Annotated in this window: 13 protein-coding genes; 6 read left to right on the top strand and 7 right to left on the bottom strand. The window is 38.5% G+C overall.

The window, feature by feature from the left end; translation table 11 throughout:
• Positions 1–3: 3 nt before the first annotated feature.
• The 3 genes from ODZ84_RS21085 to ODZ84_RS21075 form a co-directional block, all read right to left on the bottom strand.
• Positions 4–918 (bottom strand): ribonuclease Z, encoded by a 915-nt coding sequence (locus tag ODZ84_RS21085; protein WP_266174391.1) that lies wholly within the window; start codon positions 916–918, stop codon positions 4–6.
• Between the two features lie 124 nt (positions 919–1042).
• Positions 1043–1630 (bottom strand): RdgB/HAM1 family non-canonical purine NTP pyrophosphatase, encoded by a 588-nt coding sequence (gene rdgB / locus ODZ84_RS21080; protein WP_323136804.1) that lies wholly within the window; start codon positions 1628–1630, stop codon positions 1043–1045.
• Positions 1631–1716: 86 nt separating this feature from the next.
• Positions 1717–2547, bottom strand: a complete 831-nt coding sequence (locus ODZ84_RS21075) for a CPBP family intramembrane glutamic endopeptidase (RefSeq protein WP_266174390.1) — start codon at positions 2545–2547, stop codon at positions 1717–1719.
• Positions 2548–2901: 354 nt separating this feature from the next.
• On the opposite strand from ODZ84_RS21075, the gene ODZ84_RS21070 reads away from it, so the two are divergent.
• The gene (locus ODZ84_RS21070; RefSeq protein WP_266174389.1) at positions 2902–4086 is read left to right on the top strand and encodes an MFS transporter; all 1185 of its coding nucleotides are present in this window, start codon (positions 2902–2904) and stop codon (positions 4084–4086) included.
• Positions 4087–4228: 142 nt separating this feature from the next.
• A complete protein-coding gene (locus tag ODZ84_RS21065) occupies positions 4229–5824 on the top strand; it encodes a peptide chain release factor 3 (protein WP_266174388.1) in 1596 nt (531 codons plus the stop codon).
• A 110-nt stretch (positions 5825–5934) separates the two neighbouring features.
• Here ODZ84_RS21065 and ODZ84_RS21060 read toward each other — a convergent pair whose 3' ends face one another.
• A complete protein-coding gene (locus ODZ84_RS21060; RefSeq protein ID WP_266174387.1) occupies positions 5935–8202 on the bottom strand; it encodes a zinc-dependent metalloprotease in 2268 nt (755 codons plus the stop codon).
• Positions 8203–8977: 775 nt separating this feature from the next.
• Here ODZ84_RS21060 and ODZ84_RS21055 point away from each other — a divergent pair.
• Positions 8978–9940 carry a DUF4349 domain-containing protein gene (locus ODZ84_RS21055; RefSeq protein WP_266174386.1) on the top strand — a complete coding sequence of 321 codons (963 nt, stop codon included), beginning with the start codon at positions 8978–8980 and terminating at the stop codon, positions 9938–9940.
• A 194-nt stretch (positions 9941–10134) separates the two neighbouring features.
• Here ODZ84_RS21055 and ODZ84_RS21050 read toward each other — a convergent pair whose 3' ends face one another.
• Positions 10135–11274, bottom strand: coding sequence for an acyl-CoA dehydrogenase (locus ODZ84_RS21050; RefSeq protein WP_266174385.1), 1140 nt, complete (start codon positions 11272–11274; stop codon positions 10135–10137).
• A gap of 274 nt (positions 11275–11548) precedes the next feature.
• Between ODZ84_RS21050 and ODZ84_RS21045 the strand changes: the two genes are divergently transcribed.
• Positions 11549–13330 carry an AMP-dependent synthetase/ligase gene (locus tag ODZ84_RS21045; protein ID WP_266174384.1) on the top strand — a complete coding sequence of 594 codons (1782 nt, stop codon included), beginning with the start codon at positions 11549–11551 and terminating at the stop codon, positions 13328–13330.
• Between the two features lie 335 nt (positions 13331–13665).
• Here ODZ84_RS21045 and ODZ84_RS21040 read toward each other — a convergent pair whose 3' ends face one another.
• Positions 13666–14442 carry a zinc ribbon domain-containing protein gene (locus ODZ84_RS21040; RefSeq protein WP_266174383.1) on the bottom strand — a complete coding sequence of 259 codons (777 nt, stop codon included), beginning with the start codon at positions 14440–14442 and terminating at the stop codon, positions 13666–13668.
• 3 nt (positions 14443–14445) lie between these two features.
• Positions 14446–15543: a Nif3-like dinuclear metal center hexameric protein gene (locus ODZ84_RS21035; protein ID WP_266174382.1), complete on the bottom strand. Its 1098-nt coding sequence runs from the start codon at positions 15541–15543 to the stop codon at positions 14446–14448.
• 60 nt (positions 15544–15603) lie between these two features.
• Here ODZ84_RS21035 and ODZ84_RS21030 point away from each other — a divergent pair, with 60 nt between their 5' ends.
• Positions 15604–16431 carry an ion transporter gene (locus ODZ84_RS21030; protein ID WP_266174381.1) on the top strand — a complete coding sequence of 276 codons (828 nt, stop codon included), beginning with the start codon at positions 15604–15606 and terminating at the stop codon, positions 16429–16431.
• Positions 16432–16474: 43 nt separating this feature from the next.
• On the top strand, positions 16475–16633 hold the full coding sequence (locus ODZ84_RS21025) for a hypothetical protein (RefSeq protein WP_266174380.1): 159 nt from the start codon (positions 16475–16477) through the stop codon (positions 16631–16633).
• The last annotated feature ends 62 nt before the right edge of the window (positions 16634–16695 follow it).

Raw genomic sequence — 16695 nt, 5'->3', positions numbered from 1 at the left:
CATTTAAATTTTCACGGGCTCCAGGGCCTTCGGTAAAAATGTATTCGGAAAGACCGTTCTGGCTTCATCTGTAAAAACGGTCAAATCACCGTACCGGTTTGAAAAGTGTCCCAGAATTAATTTGCCCACTTCAGCTTTCCGGGCAATTCTTGCGGCCTCTAAAGCCGTGGTATGACCGGTATAATCTGCCATTTCTTTTAAATCGTGCAAGAATGTGGATTCATGATAAAGAACCGTCACATTTTTAATAATCGGAATAATACTTTCCAGATACCTGGTATCACTGCAAAAGGCGTAAGATACAGAAGGATCCGGACTGGTGGTCAGCTTCTCATTTTTCAGAACATATCCGTCACTTAAAACAAAATCTTTTCCGGCCTTGATGTGATGATAATCACAGGTTTCAATCTCATCATATTTAGAAATTTCTTTCATATTCAGATGCCTGTCTTTCGGTTTTTCTCTGAAGAGATAACCGTTACAGTAGATTCTGTGATCCAGAGGAATGGTATATACTTCTACCCTGTTGTCTTCATAAATTTTCTCGGAATAATCTTTATCCAGCTCATGATACACCACTTCAAATCCACGGTGCGTTTCCGTGATCGTAAAGATGGTTTCCAGCATATTTTTAATTCCTTTCGGACCGTACACATGCAGCGGAGTATCCCTTCCCAACAATCTGAAAGATGCAATGAGTCCCGGCAGACCGAAACAGTGATCTCCATGAAGATGTGAGATAAAAATATGATTAATTCTTGAAAATTTGGCTTTGGCTTTTCTCAGCTGCACCTGGGTTCCCTCACCGCAATCAATAAGGAAATGTCTTTCTTCCATCTCCAGCAGCTGTGAAGTCGGTGAAGAATTAACTGTCGGAATCGCTGAATTAAATCCTAATATCGTTAAATAAGTACTCAAATCGAAAGTTTAATAGATGACAAATGTAAGGATTTAGGTTAAGAATAAGGTTTGCGGCTATGGCTGATATTCAATTGAAATCGAAACTCTGAAACTGCAATCCTGTCTTAAGCTAAGCCCTGGATTATTCCGTATCTTTCAGAAAATCCAGAAATAAATCCAGAGCTTTTTTTCTGTGGCTTATTTTGTTTTTATCCTCAGGATTCATTTCTGCAAATGTCATTCCATAACCATCCGGGACAAAAATGGGATCATAGCCGAAGCCTTTGAATCCTTTATTTTCAGTTAATAGATTTCCGTACACTCTTCCCTCAAAATACCGGGGTCCGCTTTCGTCATAATAACAAAGTACCGTTATAAAATAGGCCGTCCTGTTTTCAACACCTTCCATTTCACTCAGAACTTTTGAGATGTTTTTTGCAAAATCGTGATCTCCGGCATAACGCGCTGAAAAAATTCCGGGTCTTCCGTCTAAAGATTCTACAACAAGGCCGCTATCATCTCCTAGACTTGGAATTCCTGTTTTTTCGAAACAGTATTTCGCTTTAATTAAAGCATTGGCATGAAACGAATCGCCATCTTCCACAATTTCTTCGTGAATATTATAATCTGTAAGACTTTTTACCGTAAATCCGTTTCCTAAAATCTGTTGTATTTCTTCTTTTTTGTGCTCGTTGTGAGTAGCCACCAGTAATTCCATATCCAATTTCATTTTTTTATTAATAAGATCTGTACAAATATTTTACAAAAAACCAACCTTAGTATTAACGGTGGTACTGTAGCATTATTTGCGTTAAATTAAATTTCAGAATAATGTACTTTGTATTTCTTTATAAACAGATAACAGAACAGAGAAAAAAGCATAATTCCGATAGTTAATATCATCCATTCAGATATTTTAAATGCATCTGCAAAACTTTCATTTTTAGTATATGTGATCAATAACGATGAGCATAGGTTATTGAAGGCATGCAGCAGCATCGGTAACAGCAGAGATTTTGTTTTATAATACACCAGGCCCAGAACACAGCCCAGCAGAACAGCTCCTACCAGCTGCCATGGATTTCCGTGCACCAATCCAAAGATCAGCGATGAAAAAAGAATGGCTTTCCAGGGTTTCACTCCTTTATTGATGAGGCCTTTCTGAATAATTCCTCTAAAAATAATCTCTTCAAAAACAGGGGCCATGATTACGGCAGTTATGATCATCACGAGAGGATCTTCGGTCAGCTGCTCCATTAACCGGTTAAAAAACTCATAATATTCTCCAAAAAAAGGTCCTGTGGTCGGGATTTGGGAAGTAATAAATTCTGCAATAAACATCATCCCCGTCATCATTGGAAAAATAAGGAGATAGGTATAAAAATTGGTAGGTGAAAAATTGAAATTCAGTTTCTTCTTGGTGGTAGGCCTTACAATGAAAAAATCAAAAAATGCAATGGCTGTTAAAAATCCGGCGGCATTGGCAGCAGCAAGGTACCATTCTTTAAGAGACAGGTTTTCACCGAAAACAACTTTCCAAAAAGTACTGAAAAAAGAAACAAACATCGTTCCTATGAATAATCCTCCTAACAGAACAACTCCGCCGATCCATGTGAATGTAAATTTAGGATATTTACTGTTTTCCATGCTTTGCTGTAAAATTTATTGAAAACAAAGGTAATTTTTTTGAAAGCGTCAGGCAACTAAAAACGGAAATACTTATTTAGCGTGCCACTACCATCAGATTTCATTCTGAATCAGCAGACCTCGCAGGCAGGAAGGAATTTTATTTACGGTATTTAATAAATATGCCTTAATCACACTTATAAAAAACCTGGTTACCTGCACCATTTGCAGCTTATCCTTTATTGTTTAAAAAACTTATATCATTCGTTTAAAGATGACTTTACCTGAACTTATTTAAATTTTATGCTTTTTTTAAGGTATATTTTCCGCTAAAGCTGTTTTTTATGGAGTAACTTTGCGCCTTAATTTTTCAACATGGATAGTTTAGTCAAACGGTCAGAGAATGTTAACTTATCCCTGCTTACTTATGTGTGTTTTACTTTTGTAGGATATTTCATCATAGGATTATCTCTGTCTGTTCTTCCTATTTTTATTAATAAAAATTTAGGCTTCAGTCTCGTCGTTGCCGGCATCGTGATCAGTTTACAATATGTATCGACTTTTTTTCTAAGGGCATATTCCGGAAAAATTATCGATGGAAAGGGGCCGAAACCTGCGGTATTATTCAGCATGCTGAGTTTTTCTTTAACAGGTGTTTTTTTGATAATTGCCTATTATTTCAGGCTTTCTCCCATGATCAGCCTGGGTTTTCTTGTTGTCACCCGTCTTCTCACAGGCTGTGCAGAAGGAATGATCGGTGCAAGTCCGATCAATTGGGCTATTATGGCAGTTGGTGAAAAACATACGGCCAAAATCATTTCCTATAATGGGGTTGCCTGTTATGGTGCCCTTGCCATCGGAGCTTCACTGGGCATACTGATTGAACATCAATTCAGTCTCTATGGCATCGGAATCCTCTCTATTCTGTTAGGAATTCTGGGCTTCGTTTTTGCAAAAACCAAAGAAAATAAAACCAATACCCACACTCAGGAAGCTCAGTCTTTCTGGAAGGTCCTGGGAAAAGTTGCGCCTTTTGGAGTCTGCCTCGCATTGGGCGGAATCGGCTTTGCGAGTATTTCCACGTTTATTACGCTGTACTACAACTATTTTCACTGGAATAACGGAGCGCTGTGTCTCAGTATTTTCGGTGGTCTTTTTGTTGCCGGAAGATTGGTTTTCAGCAATGTGATCAATAATTATGGCGGGATTAAAGTGGCGATTGCCTGTCTTTTTGTAGAGACCCTCGGGCTTTTAATTATAGCTTTTGCAACAAATTCCCAGATGGCACTTTTAGGAGCCGGCGTAACCGGTTTAGGATTTTCCCTGATTTTTCCCGCTTTAGGCGTTGTTGCCATCAAAAGTGTTTCGCCGTCAAGTCAGGGTTCTGCATTGGCCGGATACGGCCTTTTTATCGATCTTTCCTTAGGTGTTGCAGGTCCGCTCATCGGCGGTGTCGCAGATCTGTATGGTATGAGTTATATTTTCCCTTTTAGTGCTGCCATGGTGTTTGTTGGGTTAGGATTGGCTTATCTGCTTAAAATAAAATCAGCAGCACACTGATTTCTATTCGTTTTCAAAAGGTCAAAAGTTAAGAGGGCTGATTTTTATAAAAATCGGTCACTTTTTTCTTTTATGCTAAAATAAAAAATGAAATTTTCAGGATTCGACAAAATTCACGATTTTTGCAACTTCAATATATGATATGTCAGACTTAATCAAAGAAATAGAAAAAAGAAAAACCTTCGGAATTATTTCCCACCCCGATGCCGGAAAAACAACCCTTACGGAAAAGCTGCTGCTTTTTGGAGGGGCTATTCAGGAAGCGGGTGCTGTAAAATCCAATAAAATAAAAAAAGGAGCGACCTCCGACTTTATGGAAATTGAAAGACAGAGAGGGATCTCTGTGGCTACTTCCGTATTGGCTTTTGAATACAGAGATCATAAAATCAACATTCTGGATACCCCGGGTCACAAAGATTTTGCTGAAGACACCTACAGAACGTTAACGGCTGTGGACTCTGTGATCGTAGTGATTGATGTTGCCAAAGGAGTTGAAGAGCAGACTGAAAAACTGGTTCAGGTCTGCAGAATGAGAAATATTCCGATGTTGGTTTTCATTAATAAACTGGACCGTGAGGGAAAGGATGCCTTTGATTTGCTGGATGAGGTTGAACAGAAATTGGGATTAACCGTTTGTCCGCTTTCTTTACCAATCGGTATGGGAGCGGATTTCCAGGGAATTTATAATATATGGGAAGACAATATCCAGTTATTTCTTGAAGAAAAAAAACAAAAAGTAGGAGAAGCCATAAAGTTTGATGATATCAATGATCCCACCATCGATGAGATTATTGGTGAAAAGGCAGCGGCTACTTTGAGAGAAGAACTTGATCTGGTACAGTCTGTTTATCCTGCATTTAATCGTGAAGATTATATGAAAGGAGATTTGCAGCCGGTTTTCTTTGGTTCAGCATTAAATAATTTCGGAGTCCGTGAATTGCTGAATGCTTTCATCGATATTGCTCCGATGCCACAGCCTAAGGAAAGTGACACGCGTCTGGTAAAACCTGAAGAGAGTACTTTTACAGGGTTTGTTTTTAAAATTCATGCGAATATGGATCCTAAACACAGGGACCGTCTGGCTTTCGTAAAAATTGTTTCCGGGGTATTTAGAAGAAATGAAAATTATCTCCTGGTACGGGAAGGTAAGAAAATGAAGTTCTCTTCTCCGAATGCATTTTTCGCGGATAAAAAAGAGGTGGTGGACGAAAGTTTCCCCGGAGATATCGTGGGGCTCCATGACACGGGAAGCTTCAGAATCGGCGATACACTCACCGGTGGTGAAAAACTGAGTTTCAAAGGTGTTCCGAGTTTCTCTCCAGAGCATTTCAGATATATTAACAATAATGATCCATTAAAAGCAAAACAGTTGGCTAAAGGCATTGACCAGCTGATGGATGAAGGTGTTGCACAGCTTTTCACACTTGAAATGAATAACAGGAAAATCATCGGAACTGTAGGTGCCCTTCAGTACGAGGTGATCCAGTACCGTCTTGAACATGAGTATGGAGCAAAGTGTACCTACGAACCACTTTCTATGCATAAGGCCTGCTGGATTGAAGCTGACGAAAAATCTGAAGAGTTCAAAGAGTTTGCAAGACTGAAGCAGAGATTTTTAGCAAGAGATAAATACAATCAGCTGGTATTTCTTGCAGATTCATCATTTACCATTCACATGACCCAGGAAAAGTTTCCGAATGTGAAACTGCATTTCATCAGTGAATTTCAGAACAGCTAATTACAGACGAATTCTGATAGCAGATCAATTATAAATTTATATGTGATTTAATAATAAAAAAACCGTTCAGTGCTATTGAACGGTTTTACTTTTATTGCAGATTAAACTAACTATTTATTGATCATCAGTTTTTTAGAAATCTTCTGCCCTTCCTGATCTACCTGGATAATATAAACTCCTGACGGAAGATCGGAGACATTCACTTTTTCAACGATTTTTCCTCCATTACGGGAAACTTCTTTTTTAGGATGTACCAATTTTCCGTCCATTGCATATAAGGTATAAGAAATATTGGTTTTAGAATCCGATTCTATCGTGAATATTCCTTTAGAAGGATTCGGATAGATTTTTAACCCGTTTTCTTTTCCTGTTTCGCCAGTAGACAGGTTGGAATTGATGGTAAAGTTGGCTGCATTAACGTTTAAAAATACATTATCTACTGCTTTAACCATAATTCTGGCATTGGAGGAATTTCCCAGCCCATTGGGAACGGTGAATGTATAGGAACCGTTATTCGGAGTACTTGCCACCAAGGTATGAGGAAATGTAAGGCCACCGTCCATAGAAATCAGGATACTCACATTCGCCGTATTGACAGGAGCTGCATTCGTATTCGCTACATTCCAGGTAACGGTCTGCTGCTGACCGGCAGTCCACGTGATTCCAGCTGTGTTCTGAGAACTTACGGTAAAAGGTCCTGCTGCAGCTGATACGGTAAGCTGAATATCATCCCGTCCCGTTTGTCCGCCTACCGGATTATTATCTCTTACCAGCAGAGAAAAATTAAGTGTTCTTGCTGCGGTAGGTAATTTTTCCCACGATCTGTAATTTGATGCTGTTAAAACAGAAGGGTCATATCCTTCGACAATCGTCGACAATCTTGGAAAATATCGTGTCGGAGAGGTAGTACCCCACATCGATCGGAACATTGGTCCTATGGTATTGGTAGGTCTCGGTGGCATTAAAGCTGCGCCTGCATCGATCTGCTCCCAGTTGTAGGTAATCGCATTACCGTCAGGATCAGAACCTACACCTATTAATGCAAACGGCGTCCCGATAGGAATGGTTCTGTCGGGTCCGGCATTGGCAGTCGGCTCATTATTTCCCGTAGCAGTATTAACGCCACAGTTTCCTGCTCCCGTGATTCTGAGATACATTTCCCGGATACTTACACTGTGAAAATAGGCATCGCTGTTGCTTTGCACATTGGGAGAACAGATTCCGGCATACCCCATAATTGAACTGGCACTTCCGGGTTCTATAGAGGTCGCCGTATTCCTGTTGCAGGCATTATTCTGGGTATGATTGGCCCCGAACTGATGTCCCATTTCGTGAGCAACATAATCAATGACAAAAGGATCTCCCACCGGAGCCGCTGATCCTGTAACGCCACCGGCTTTTACGCTGTTATTACAGACTGCAGGGGTATAGGCCAATCCGTTATCATTTCCCTGGGATGCCTGAAAAAAGACATGTCCGATATCATAATTATTAATTCCTATCGCGGCATTGGTTACTGTAATATTCTGATCAATCATCTGACCTGCATCCAATGCATCAAAAGTGTCCGTATTGATGAAGAACAGGGAATCTGTGTTGGCGATCAGCTGCAGGGTTACGGAGATATCATTTTCAAAAACCTGATTGAGGCGGGCCACAACCAGATTCACTGCAGCCAGCACTGTGGCTTTTTTCTGAGCATCGGTTCCTCCTCCTACTCCCGCCTGCTGGGAAATATAAGCCGTATATTCCGTAGTTGTGGTGATAGCCAGCCTATATCTGCGCAATAAGCCGTCAATAACTGTTTTATTCTGCAATCCTCCGCCTGATGTCTGCTTAAGAATCTCATCTTCATTCACCAGACAGGCAAACCTGCTTTGAGAAGATGCATTCTTACGGTCATATACTCTGTAAATCCTATTATCCTGAGAATAAGAATCGATATAATACATCCCTTTTGTATTTTTTACGACTGCATTCAGTCCGAAATACGGATCAAGAGTAAACCTGATGGTACTTGATGGTTCTCCTGCTTTCGTACCTATATATGATCTGATATCCGAATATCTGGATTGGAGCCCGGCATTCATGGTTGACGCTTCATAAACCTCATAGGTATCAAACGCTCCCTGATCATTAGGAAATTTTATCAGTACCCCTTTGGCTGTCGATATTCTGGATCTGTCCGGAGCTGCAGATAACTGATCGCTGAGCACGTCTTTATTAAGGCTTAAAAGCTTATATTCTGAAACTGTAATATTTCCTTCACGAAAATCCCTGACATTTTTTTCAGAAACTTTCGTCCATTGGTTCTGCTGTGCCCATGCAGATCCCGAAATCGCCAGGAAGCCTGCAAGAAATAATAAATTTTTTTTCATAAATTCACTATATAAGTTTTAATTTTATTTTTTTCGGTTTATTTAAAATTTTAATAATAACAATAGGATTTGATGGTCTTTTTTTTCGATACCCGTCATTTTGAATTTCTCTGTATGCCCCCATAAAACAGATCCCTCAGATTCTACTTTTTCAATCTCAATATCATTATTCTGTATGTTTTTCCCGTGGTTTTACTATTAAAAAAAATTCAGTATCATTTTCCAAAACCGGAATCGGGGCCGATTTAGAATATTCAGAATCGTTCAGCTTTCGGTAATGTCTTTCATATCTTTTGTGGTTGTAACAACCGTTACCTCTTTTAAATTACTGCTGATGGTAAGTCTCCTGATTTCTAAAAATTCTATGTTTTCTAAATTTTGATTTTGTTGGTTAAAACGCCGTGCACTTTTTAAATTAACACAATAAAAGAGTAATACTAAAGAACAAAAACAACAAACAAAAAAAATATTTATCATATCATAATGACAAATATATTAATTATTTACTTATAAATTTTTCTGAGTAATACTAAATATTTTAAACAACAAATTGCTAAAAAGGTTAATTTATTCCTAATGACCAGATCTTCTTCCCCCATGAGGTTGAGGGAAAAAAAATACAGCATGCCAGGAAAAAAAATTGTAAAACAATTGTAAATATTTTACAAAAAACTGATTTAAAGCAACTTATAAATTTACCGGAAAAATGCTGCCCATTTACAAAAGAGCCGCGACCTTACCTTCTAACTTTGAACTCATCAAAAAAATTAATCTTATGAAAAAGTTCATTCTTATGATTGCAGTATCCGGCAGCTTTGTTATGTGTAAGAAAGGGGAAACTACCCAGTCCCAATTTGAAAAAGCGGTAAATTCCGCAGACAGTACTGCGACAGCAGCGTCCGAAACCATAAATAAAGTAAGTGATCAGGCCAGTGAAGCGTTAGACTCTGCCTCCATTAAAATAAAGGAATTCGACCATGTCAAAGATGAAGTAAGAGAAAAAATGGAGAACACTTCCAAAAGCATCGATTCTCTATCCGATAAAATTTCATCGACAAAACTGGAAACTAAAGCCGAAAAGACTGACTCTGCGGAAAAAAAGAAGGAAAAGATCATTGTCCATGTTCCTGCCCCGAAAATTATCAGGGAGACCAAAATTGTGTACAAAGACCAGCAGAAAAAAGAAAACTATGAGATTACCGCTGCTAAAAACAGAATGGTAAAATCCGGATTTATCTCCCTTAATACAGACAATGCAGATACTGTAAAAGAAGTAATTAAAGAAGAGGTAAAAAGAAATAACGGATTTATTAAGAGTGAAAACCTTTCTTATACCGTAAATGAGCATGCAAAAAATACATCCTCCTCCTACGCTGAAAATAATCACAAAGTCTACGAAATACAGGTAAAAATCCCTCTCCGGAATTTTGATGACCTGATGAATGATCTGAGTAATATGGGTGAGATTGAGAATAAAAATATAGAAGTTTTCGGAAATCAGTATGCAGAGAATTCGATCTGCAGTATATCCATCACACTGTCAGATAAAACTGAAGTCCAGAGAGCGCCTGAAACCTTCGGTGAAAAATCACTGGCGGCTCTCTCTTCCGGCTGGGAAGTGGTCACTTCGATTTTCCTGTTCATCCTCCCGTTATGGCCATTGATATTAATTGCCGGCATTGGATACTACTTCTATAAAAAAAGAAATAAAAAGCTGCCTGATAATGATCATCATTAAATTTCTGCAGTTTATTTTGGCGGTAGATTTTATTTTAATAATATTTTAATCACATTTTCAGAGATATAAAAACGCTTATTTCTAATTTTAATCTCAAGTAAAATCATATATTATACTATTATTTTATAGTTCGTTTTAAAGTAAAAAGGCTCCCAATACTGAGAGCCTTTTACTATTTCAAATAAAGTAAGCAGTTACTTCGCAATGCTTCTTGAGATCACGATCTTCTGAATTTCAGAAGTTCCTTCATAAATCTGGGTGATTTTGGCATCCCGCATCATTCTTTCTACATGATATTCTTTTACATACCCGTATCCTCCGTGGATCTGTACTGCTTCTACAGTGGTATCCATGGCTACCTGGGAAGCGTACAATTTTGCCATCGCCCCACTTTCCGAGATATCTTTTCCGGCATCTTTTTCAGTAGCCGCTTTATAGCAAAGCATTCTCGCCGCTGTGATCTGAGTAGCCATATCTGCCAGCTTGAAAGCAATAGCCTGGTGGTTGATGATTTCTGTTTTAAAAGCTTTTCTTGTTTTAGCATATTTCAGAGCCAGTTCATACGCTCCGGAAGCGATCCCTAATGCCTGGGAAGCAATACCGATTCTTCCGCCGTTCAAGACTGCCATGGCAAAATTAAATCCGAAGCCGTCTTCCCCGATTCTGTTTTCTTTCGGTACTTTTACGTTGTTGAAAATTAAAGAATGGGTATCACTTCCTCTGATTCCCAGTTTATCTTCTTTTGTTCCCACTTCAAAACCTTCCCAACTTCTTTCAACGATAAACGCATTGATTCCTTTATGTTTTTTCTCAGGATCTGTCTGGGCAATGACGATATAGTAGGTAGCAGTACCACCGTTAGTGATCCAGTTTTTGATTCCGTTTAAAAGATAATAATCTCCCTTATCTTCTGCAGTGGTTTTCTGAGAAGTGGCATCAGAACCGGCTTCGGGCTCAGAAAGTGCAAAAGCTCCGATCACCTGTCCGCTTGCCAAAGGGGTGAGATATTTCACTTTCTGTTCTTCAGAAGCGAATTTTTCAAGACCGGCACATACCAGAGAGTTGTTTACAGACATTACAACAGCTGCAGACGCATCCACTTTTGCGATCTCCTCCATTGCCAACACATAAGAAACACTATCCATTCCGGCACCACCGTATTTAGGGTCTACCATCATTCCCAAAAGTCCCATTTCGCCCATTTTCTTTACCTGTTCAGCAGGAAATTTCTGGTCACGGTCTCTTTCGATAACTTCGGGTAGTAGTTCGTTCTGCGCAAAATCCCTTGCTGCCTGCTGAATCATCAGCTGTTCTTCCGATAAATTAAAGTCCATAAAATTAATAATTAGATGGTCGCTAATTTACACTTTTTGAGCAAATCTGAAAATAGAATTGCAACTTCGTCTTAAAGGTGTAAAAACAACGGACCGTAAGGTTTTTCAAAGGAATATTGCAATTGCTGAATTATCTATAAAGTATCGTTGCTACAACAGGAATTATTCAAAATATTATGGTAAACATTTAAGTATTTTTTAATTATCGCCTTCTGATTCATCAATTAAAAAAAATGCTTATATTTAAAATCCTTTAACTATTACTTAAAAAATCATGACCATCAAAAGATTATTCGATATACCTCACTATGCCTTAGAGAAATACCCCAAAACGGATATGTTTGTAACCAAATACCAGGGGGAATGGCAAAAAACTTCCACCCAGGAATTTATCAATCAGGGTAATAAAATATCAAGGGGTCTTTTAAAACTGGGAATAAAGCCCGGAGATAAGATTGCTCTTATTACAACTAATTCCCGTACGGAATGGGCCGTAATGGACCTGGGGCTTTCTCAGATAGGGGTCGTTTCCGTACCGGTATATCCAAGTATTTCACCGGAAGACTATGAGTTTATCTTTACGAATGCTGAAATACAGTACTGTTTTGTTTCCGACAAAGAACTTTTCAATAAAGTGATGAAGGTGAAGCATAATATCCCTACTCTACAGGGTCTTTTTACTTTTGATCACGTAAGCGGAGCAGCTAACTGGAAGGAAATCCTTGATTTGGGAGAAGATGACTCTACCCAGATTGAGGTGGAAGATCTTTCAAAGGCTATAAATCCTGAAGATCTTGCGACCATTATTTATACTTCCGGAACTACGGGAAGACCTAAAGGAGTGATGCTGACTCACCACAATATTGTATCCAATGTACTGGGCTCCATTCCCAGAATCCCCAAAAAGAGAAGCCTGGATTATAAAGATACAAGGGTATTAAGCTTTTTACCCATCTGCCATATTTTTGAAAGAATGCTTTTTTATCTCTTCCAGTATAATGGTTTTTCGATCTATTTTGCAGAGAGCATCGAAAAAATGGGCGAAAATGTAAAAGAGGTAAAACCGCACTATATGAGCGTTGTACCGAGGCTTGTGGAAAAAGTATATGATAAGATTTATAATACAGGATCTTCGGCGGGCGGTTTAAAATCAAAAATATTTTTCTGGGCCCTCAATTTAATTTCTAAAAAGAAAACCGTTTCCGGACCTTCCGGTTTACAGGGAATTATCGCTGATAAACTGGTCTTCAAGAAATGGAGAGAAGGGCTGGGCGGCGAGATCGTTACCCTGGTGTCGGGTTCGGCTGCTCTGTCTACAAGGTTGAATCTGATGTTTCAGAATGCCGGAATTCCTATTCTGGAAGGCTATGGATTAACAGAAACATCACCTGTAATCTCCGTTAATACTTTTGGTAAAATGAAGACCGGAACCGTTGGCTTACCTTTGGATAACCTGAGCGTGAAAATTCAGGAAGATGGAGAAATCACCGTAAAAGGGCCGTCCGTTTTCAAAGGATATTTTAAAAATGAAGAAATGACCAAAGAGGTATTCACGGAAGACGGCTACTTTAAAACCGGAGATATCGGACACATCGACAGCGAAGGATTTTTACAGATCACCGACCGTAAAAAGGAAATGTTCAAGACTTCCGGCGGAAAATATATTGCGCCTCAAACGATCGAAAACCTGGCAAAAGCTTCCAAGTTTATAGAACAGATCATGGTAGTCGGCGATGGTGAAAAAATGCCTTGTGCACTGGTGCAACCCGATTTTGAATTTGCAAAAAACTGGGCGATGAGAAATAATTTAAATATTGGCTCTACTCCACAGGAAATCGCAAAGAGTACCGAACTGAAAGAAAGAATTGAAAAGGAAATCGACGGCATCAATGAGCATCTGGGAAACTGGGAGAGAATAAAGAAAATAGAACTTACGCCAGAGGTCTGGAGCATTGATGCAGGACTCCTGACACCCACTTTAAAGCTGAAGAGAAAAGCGATCAAAGAGAAATTCATGTCCCTCTACAATAAGATGTATGCACATCACGAATCATAAAAACATGAGCTGCTTTGATGAAAAGCAGCTTTTTTTTGCAATACAGAATCAGACTTTTCTATTGGTATATCTGACCATTCGGATATCCCGGGAAAGGAAATTCTTCCGCCTCAGTACAGCAGCAGGCTTAGCATAGACAAATTATTTAACGGTATGTATTCTTTCTACGGGATCTAAAAATAGCCTTTTGCTTACCTCGATTTTCAGGGAAATATCATTAAGATGAATATTGGAACAGACACTATCACATTAATCAGGTACTTACACTAAATATACTATCAAAACAAAAAAGCTGCTTCAGTACTGAAGCAGCTTATATTGATGTAAAGCAATAATTAGAATTTAATTACTGTTTTCATTCTTTCGTTTTCTTCCATTACCAACTCGTCATCCACAAGGATTTTTCCTGAATGTTCATCGATAATGATTTTCTTTCTCTGAGCAATTTCCATCTGCTTTTGAGGCGGAATCGTAAAGAAAGATCCTTTCGGAGCTCCTCTTTCCAAACCTACAACAGCAAGACCGTTGGGAGAGTTTGTTCTGATCCTGTTATAAGATGCTAATAATCTCTCGTCGATTTTACCGGCATATTCTTTAGACTGCTCGATCAGATAATCTTCTTCTTTCTGAGTTTCAGAGATAAGACCTTCCAATTCTTCTTTCTTGAATTTCAGGTGATTCTTAAGATCGTTGATTTTTGAGTTCAACTCATCCAAAGTTTCGTTTTTGTGAGCAATTTTAACACCGAATTCTTTGATTCTCTTCTCAGAAAGCTGGATTTCAAGTTCCTGATATTCGATTTCTTTACCTAAAGCTTCAAATTCTTTATTGTTTCTTACGCTATCCTGCTGAGACTTGTATTTTTCAATTAAAGATTTTGCATGGTTAATTACTTCATGCTTTGTTTTGATCTGATCGTCCTGATCTTTAATTTCAGCATGAAATTTTTCAGCTCTTTTTTCAAGACCTTCGATTTCAATCTCAAGATCCTCTACTTCGATTGGCAATTCTCCTCTTGTATTTCGGATTTCGTCCAATCTAGAATCAATGATCTGCAAATCGTATAAAGCTCTTAACTTCTCTTCAACTGAAATATCGTTGGTTTTTGCCATATTTTAAATGAAATAATTTACCGGGTTTGTTTTCTCAATAGATTTTGAGATTGCAAATGTACTAAATTTTTGTGATAAAATTTCAAATAATTGTTGAGTAACAAATTGTTCTGATTCAAAATGTCCGATATCACAGATCAGCATTTTGGATTCTGCGAGAAAAAAATCATGGTATTTAATATCCCCGGTAAGATAAGCATCACATTTTTTGGAAATTGCAGACCGGATTCCGCTGGCTCCCGAACCTCCTAAAACGCCTACTCTTTTAATTTTTTTATCTGTAAAATCAGAATGTCTTATCATTTCAAGACCGAATTTCTGTTTCACAAACTTCAAAAAATCTCTTTCGTCCATAGCTTCTTCAAGATCCCCATACATCCCCAATCCGGAATACTGATTTTCATTGTCCAGGCTGTAAATCTGATGGGCGACTTCTTCGTAGGGATGAGCCGATTTCACTGCAGCCATGATCTGACTCTGTTTATAGCTTTCAAAAATAACGGAAATCATCTCTTCATCAGCATTTTCACGGATATTCTGCTGTCCGGAAAAAGGGTTTGACCCTTCCGTTGGCCTGAAAGTTCCTTTTCCGCTGATCGTAAAGCTGCATTCATCATAAAATCCTATATTTCCGGCTCCCGCAGAAAACAGAGCTTCCCGCACCTCTGCAGAATAGTCCTCCGGAACATAAACCGTCAATTGTTTTAAATTGCTTTTCTTAGGCTGAAGAATTTTCAGATCTTTCAGTCCCAGATGATTACAGATTCCGGCATTAACGCCGAAAAAGTCATTATCCCATGCCGTATGAATGGCATAGATCGCCACTTTATTTTCTACCGCTTTCAGGACAGCCCTCTCTACATAATTTTTCCCGGTCAGCGATTTCAATCCTGAAAAAATGACAGGGTGAAAACATACGATCAGATTGCAGTTTTTATGAATGGCTTCATCTACTACATTTTCCAGTGCATCATGGCAAACCAGAATTCCGCTTACATTTCTTGTCGGAACTCCACATAACAGTCCTACATTATCAAAATCTTCGGCCTGCTGAAGCGGAATACGCTTTTCTATTTTTGAAATTACTTCACTTATTGTCATTTATTCTGTATGTTTGTCACGAAAATAGGGATAATTTGTTAATTTTAAAAAAACATTAAAATGGAGAGAGAACACAACCTTGTTCCTGAAGACGTCCTTTGGAAAAGGTTTCTTTACCGCATTATTTACCGTTCCGACACCAAACTCGGAAAGTTATTCGACATCATTTTACTGTCCCTGATTCTTATCAGCACCTTCATTATTATGATGGAAAGTGTCCCGAAACTCGATAAAAGATTTCACTATACTTTTCTTATCCTGGAGTGGATTATTTCCATATTTTTCACGGCTGAATACTGGAGCAGAATTGCGGTGTTAAAAAACAAAAAGCATTACATATTCAGTTTTTTCGGAATGATTGATTTTCTGGCCCTGGTTCCTTTTTATCTGAGCTTTTTCTTTCCTGTTACCAAATATTTTCTGATTTTCAGGATGCTGAGAATGCTGCGGGTTTTCAGGGTTTTTAACCTTCTGGATTTTATGAATGACGGAACCGTCATCGTGAGGGCTTTAAAAAACAGTTCCAGAAAAATCTACATTTTCCTGTTGTTTTTAATCATTTTCTCCGTTATTGTCGGTTCGCTGATGTTTATGGTAGAGGGAGGAAGACCGGGATTTGAAACGATTCCCCAGTCTATTTACTGGGCAGTGGTAACGGTGACTACTGTGGGATACGGTGACGTATCTCCGATTACTCCGATGGGAAAATTCTTTGCGGTCGTTTTAATGCTTGCCGGTTATTCCATTATTGCTGTTCCTACCGGAATTGTAACTGCCGAAATGAGAAATAAAAGACAAAACCTCGAAAAAATATGTGAGCGCTGTGGAAACGAAGATATTGATGATGATGCCAGGTACTGCAAACAATGTGGCAAGAAATTAGCTTAGGTAAAATATCAAATCAATCTATTAATTAAAATATCACAACATCATGGAACCGAAAAAGAAAAACAGACCCAACACTTTAGTTGTTATACTTTTTGCACTGATCGTATTAATGGTTATCATTTATTTCATACTGGTAACATTCTTCCCGGCTGTCTTCGAGAATCTGAATACGGGAGATATACAGCCCGTTCCGAATAAATAAGTAAATAAATAAATAAATAAATAAAAAGGCTGTCTCATTTTAGAGACAGCCTTTTTTACCAG

The organism is Chryseobacterium fluminis (assembly GCF_026314945.1).
GTDB classification, from domain to species: Bacteria; Bacteroidota; Bacteroidia; order Flavobacteriales; family Weeksellaceae; genus Chryseobacterium; species Chryseobacterium fluminis.
This window is presented reverse-complemented; position numbering and strand designations above follow the sequence as displayed.

Excerpts from the sequence above, each read along its gene's own strand:
- ODZ84_RS21040 (WP_266174383.1), bottom strand. The coding sequence starts at position 14,442 with ATGGCAAAAACCAACGATATTTCAGTTGAAGAGAAGTTAAGAGCTTTA.
- ODZ84_RS21055 (WP_266174386.1), top strand. The coding sequence starts at position 8,978 with ATGAAAAAGTTCATTCTTATGATTGCAGTATCCGGCAGCTTTGTTATG.
- ODZ84_RS21075 (WP_266174390.1), bottom strand. The coding sequence starts at position 2,547 with ATGGAAAACAGTAAATATCCTAAATTTACATTCACATGGATCGGCGGA.
- ODZ84_RS21065 (WP_266174388.1), top strand. The coding sequence starts at position 4,229 with ATGTCAGACTTAATCAAAGAAATAGAAAAAAGAAAAACCTTCGGAATT.
- ODZ84_RS21070 (WP_266174389.1), top strand. The coding sequence starts at position 2,902 with ATGGATAGTTTAGTCAAACGGTCAGAGAATGTTAACTTATCCCTGCTT.
- ODZ84_RS21035 (WP_266174382.1), bottom strand. The coding sequence starts at position 15,543 with ATGACAATAAGTGAAGTAATTTCAAAAATAGAAAAGCGTATTCCGCTT.
- ODZ84_RS21045 (WP_266174384.1), top strand. The coding sequence starts at position 11,549 with ATGACCATCAAAAGATTATTCGATATACCTCACTATGCCTTAGAGAAA.
- rdgB (WP_323136804.1), bottom strand. The coding sequence starts at position 1,630 with ATGAAATTGGATATGGAATTACTGGTGGCTACTCACAACGAGCACAAA.
- ODZ84_RS21030 (WP_266174381.1), top strand. The coding sequence starts at position 15,604 with ATGGAGAGAGAACACAACCTTGTTCCTGAAGACGTCCTTTGGAAAAGG.
- ODZ84_RS21060 (WP_266174387.1), bottom strand. The coding sequence starts at position 8,202 with ATGAAAAAAAATTTATTATTTCTTGCAGGCTTCCTGGCGATTTCGGGA.
- ODZ84_RS21050 (WP_266174385.1), bottom strand. The coding sequence starts at position 11,274 with ATGGACTTTAATTTATCGGAAGAACAGCTGATGATTCAGCAGGCAGCA.
- ODZ84_RS21025 (WP_266174380.1), top strand. The coding sequence starts at position 16,475 with ATGGAACCGAAAAAGAAAAACAGACCCAACACTTTAGTTGTTATACTT.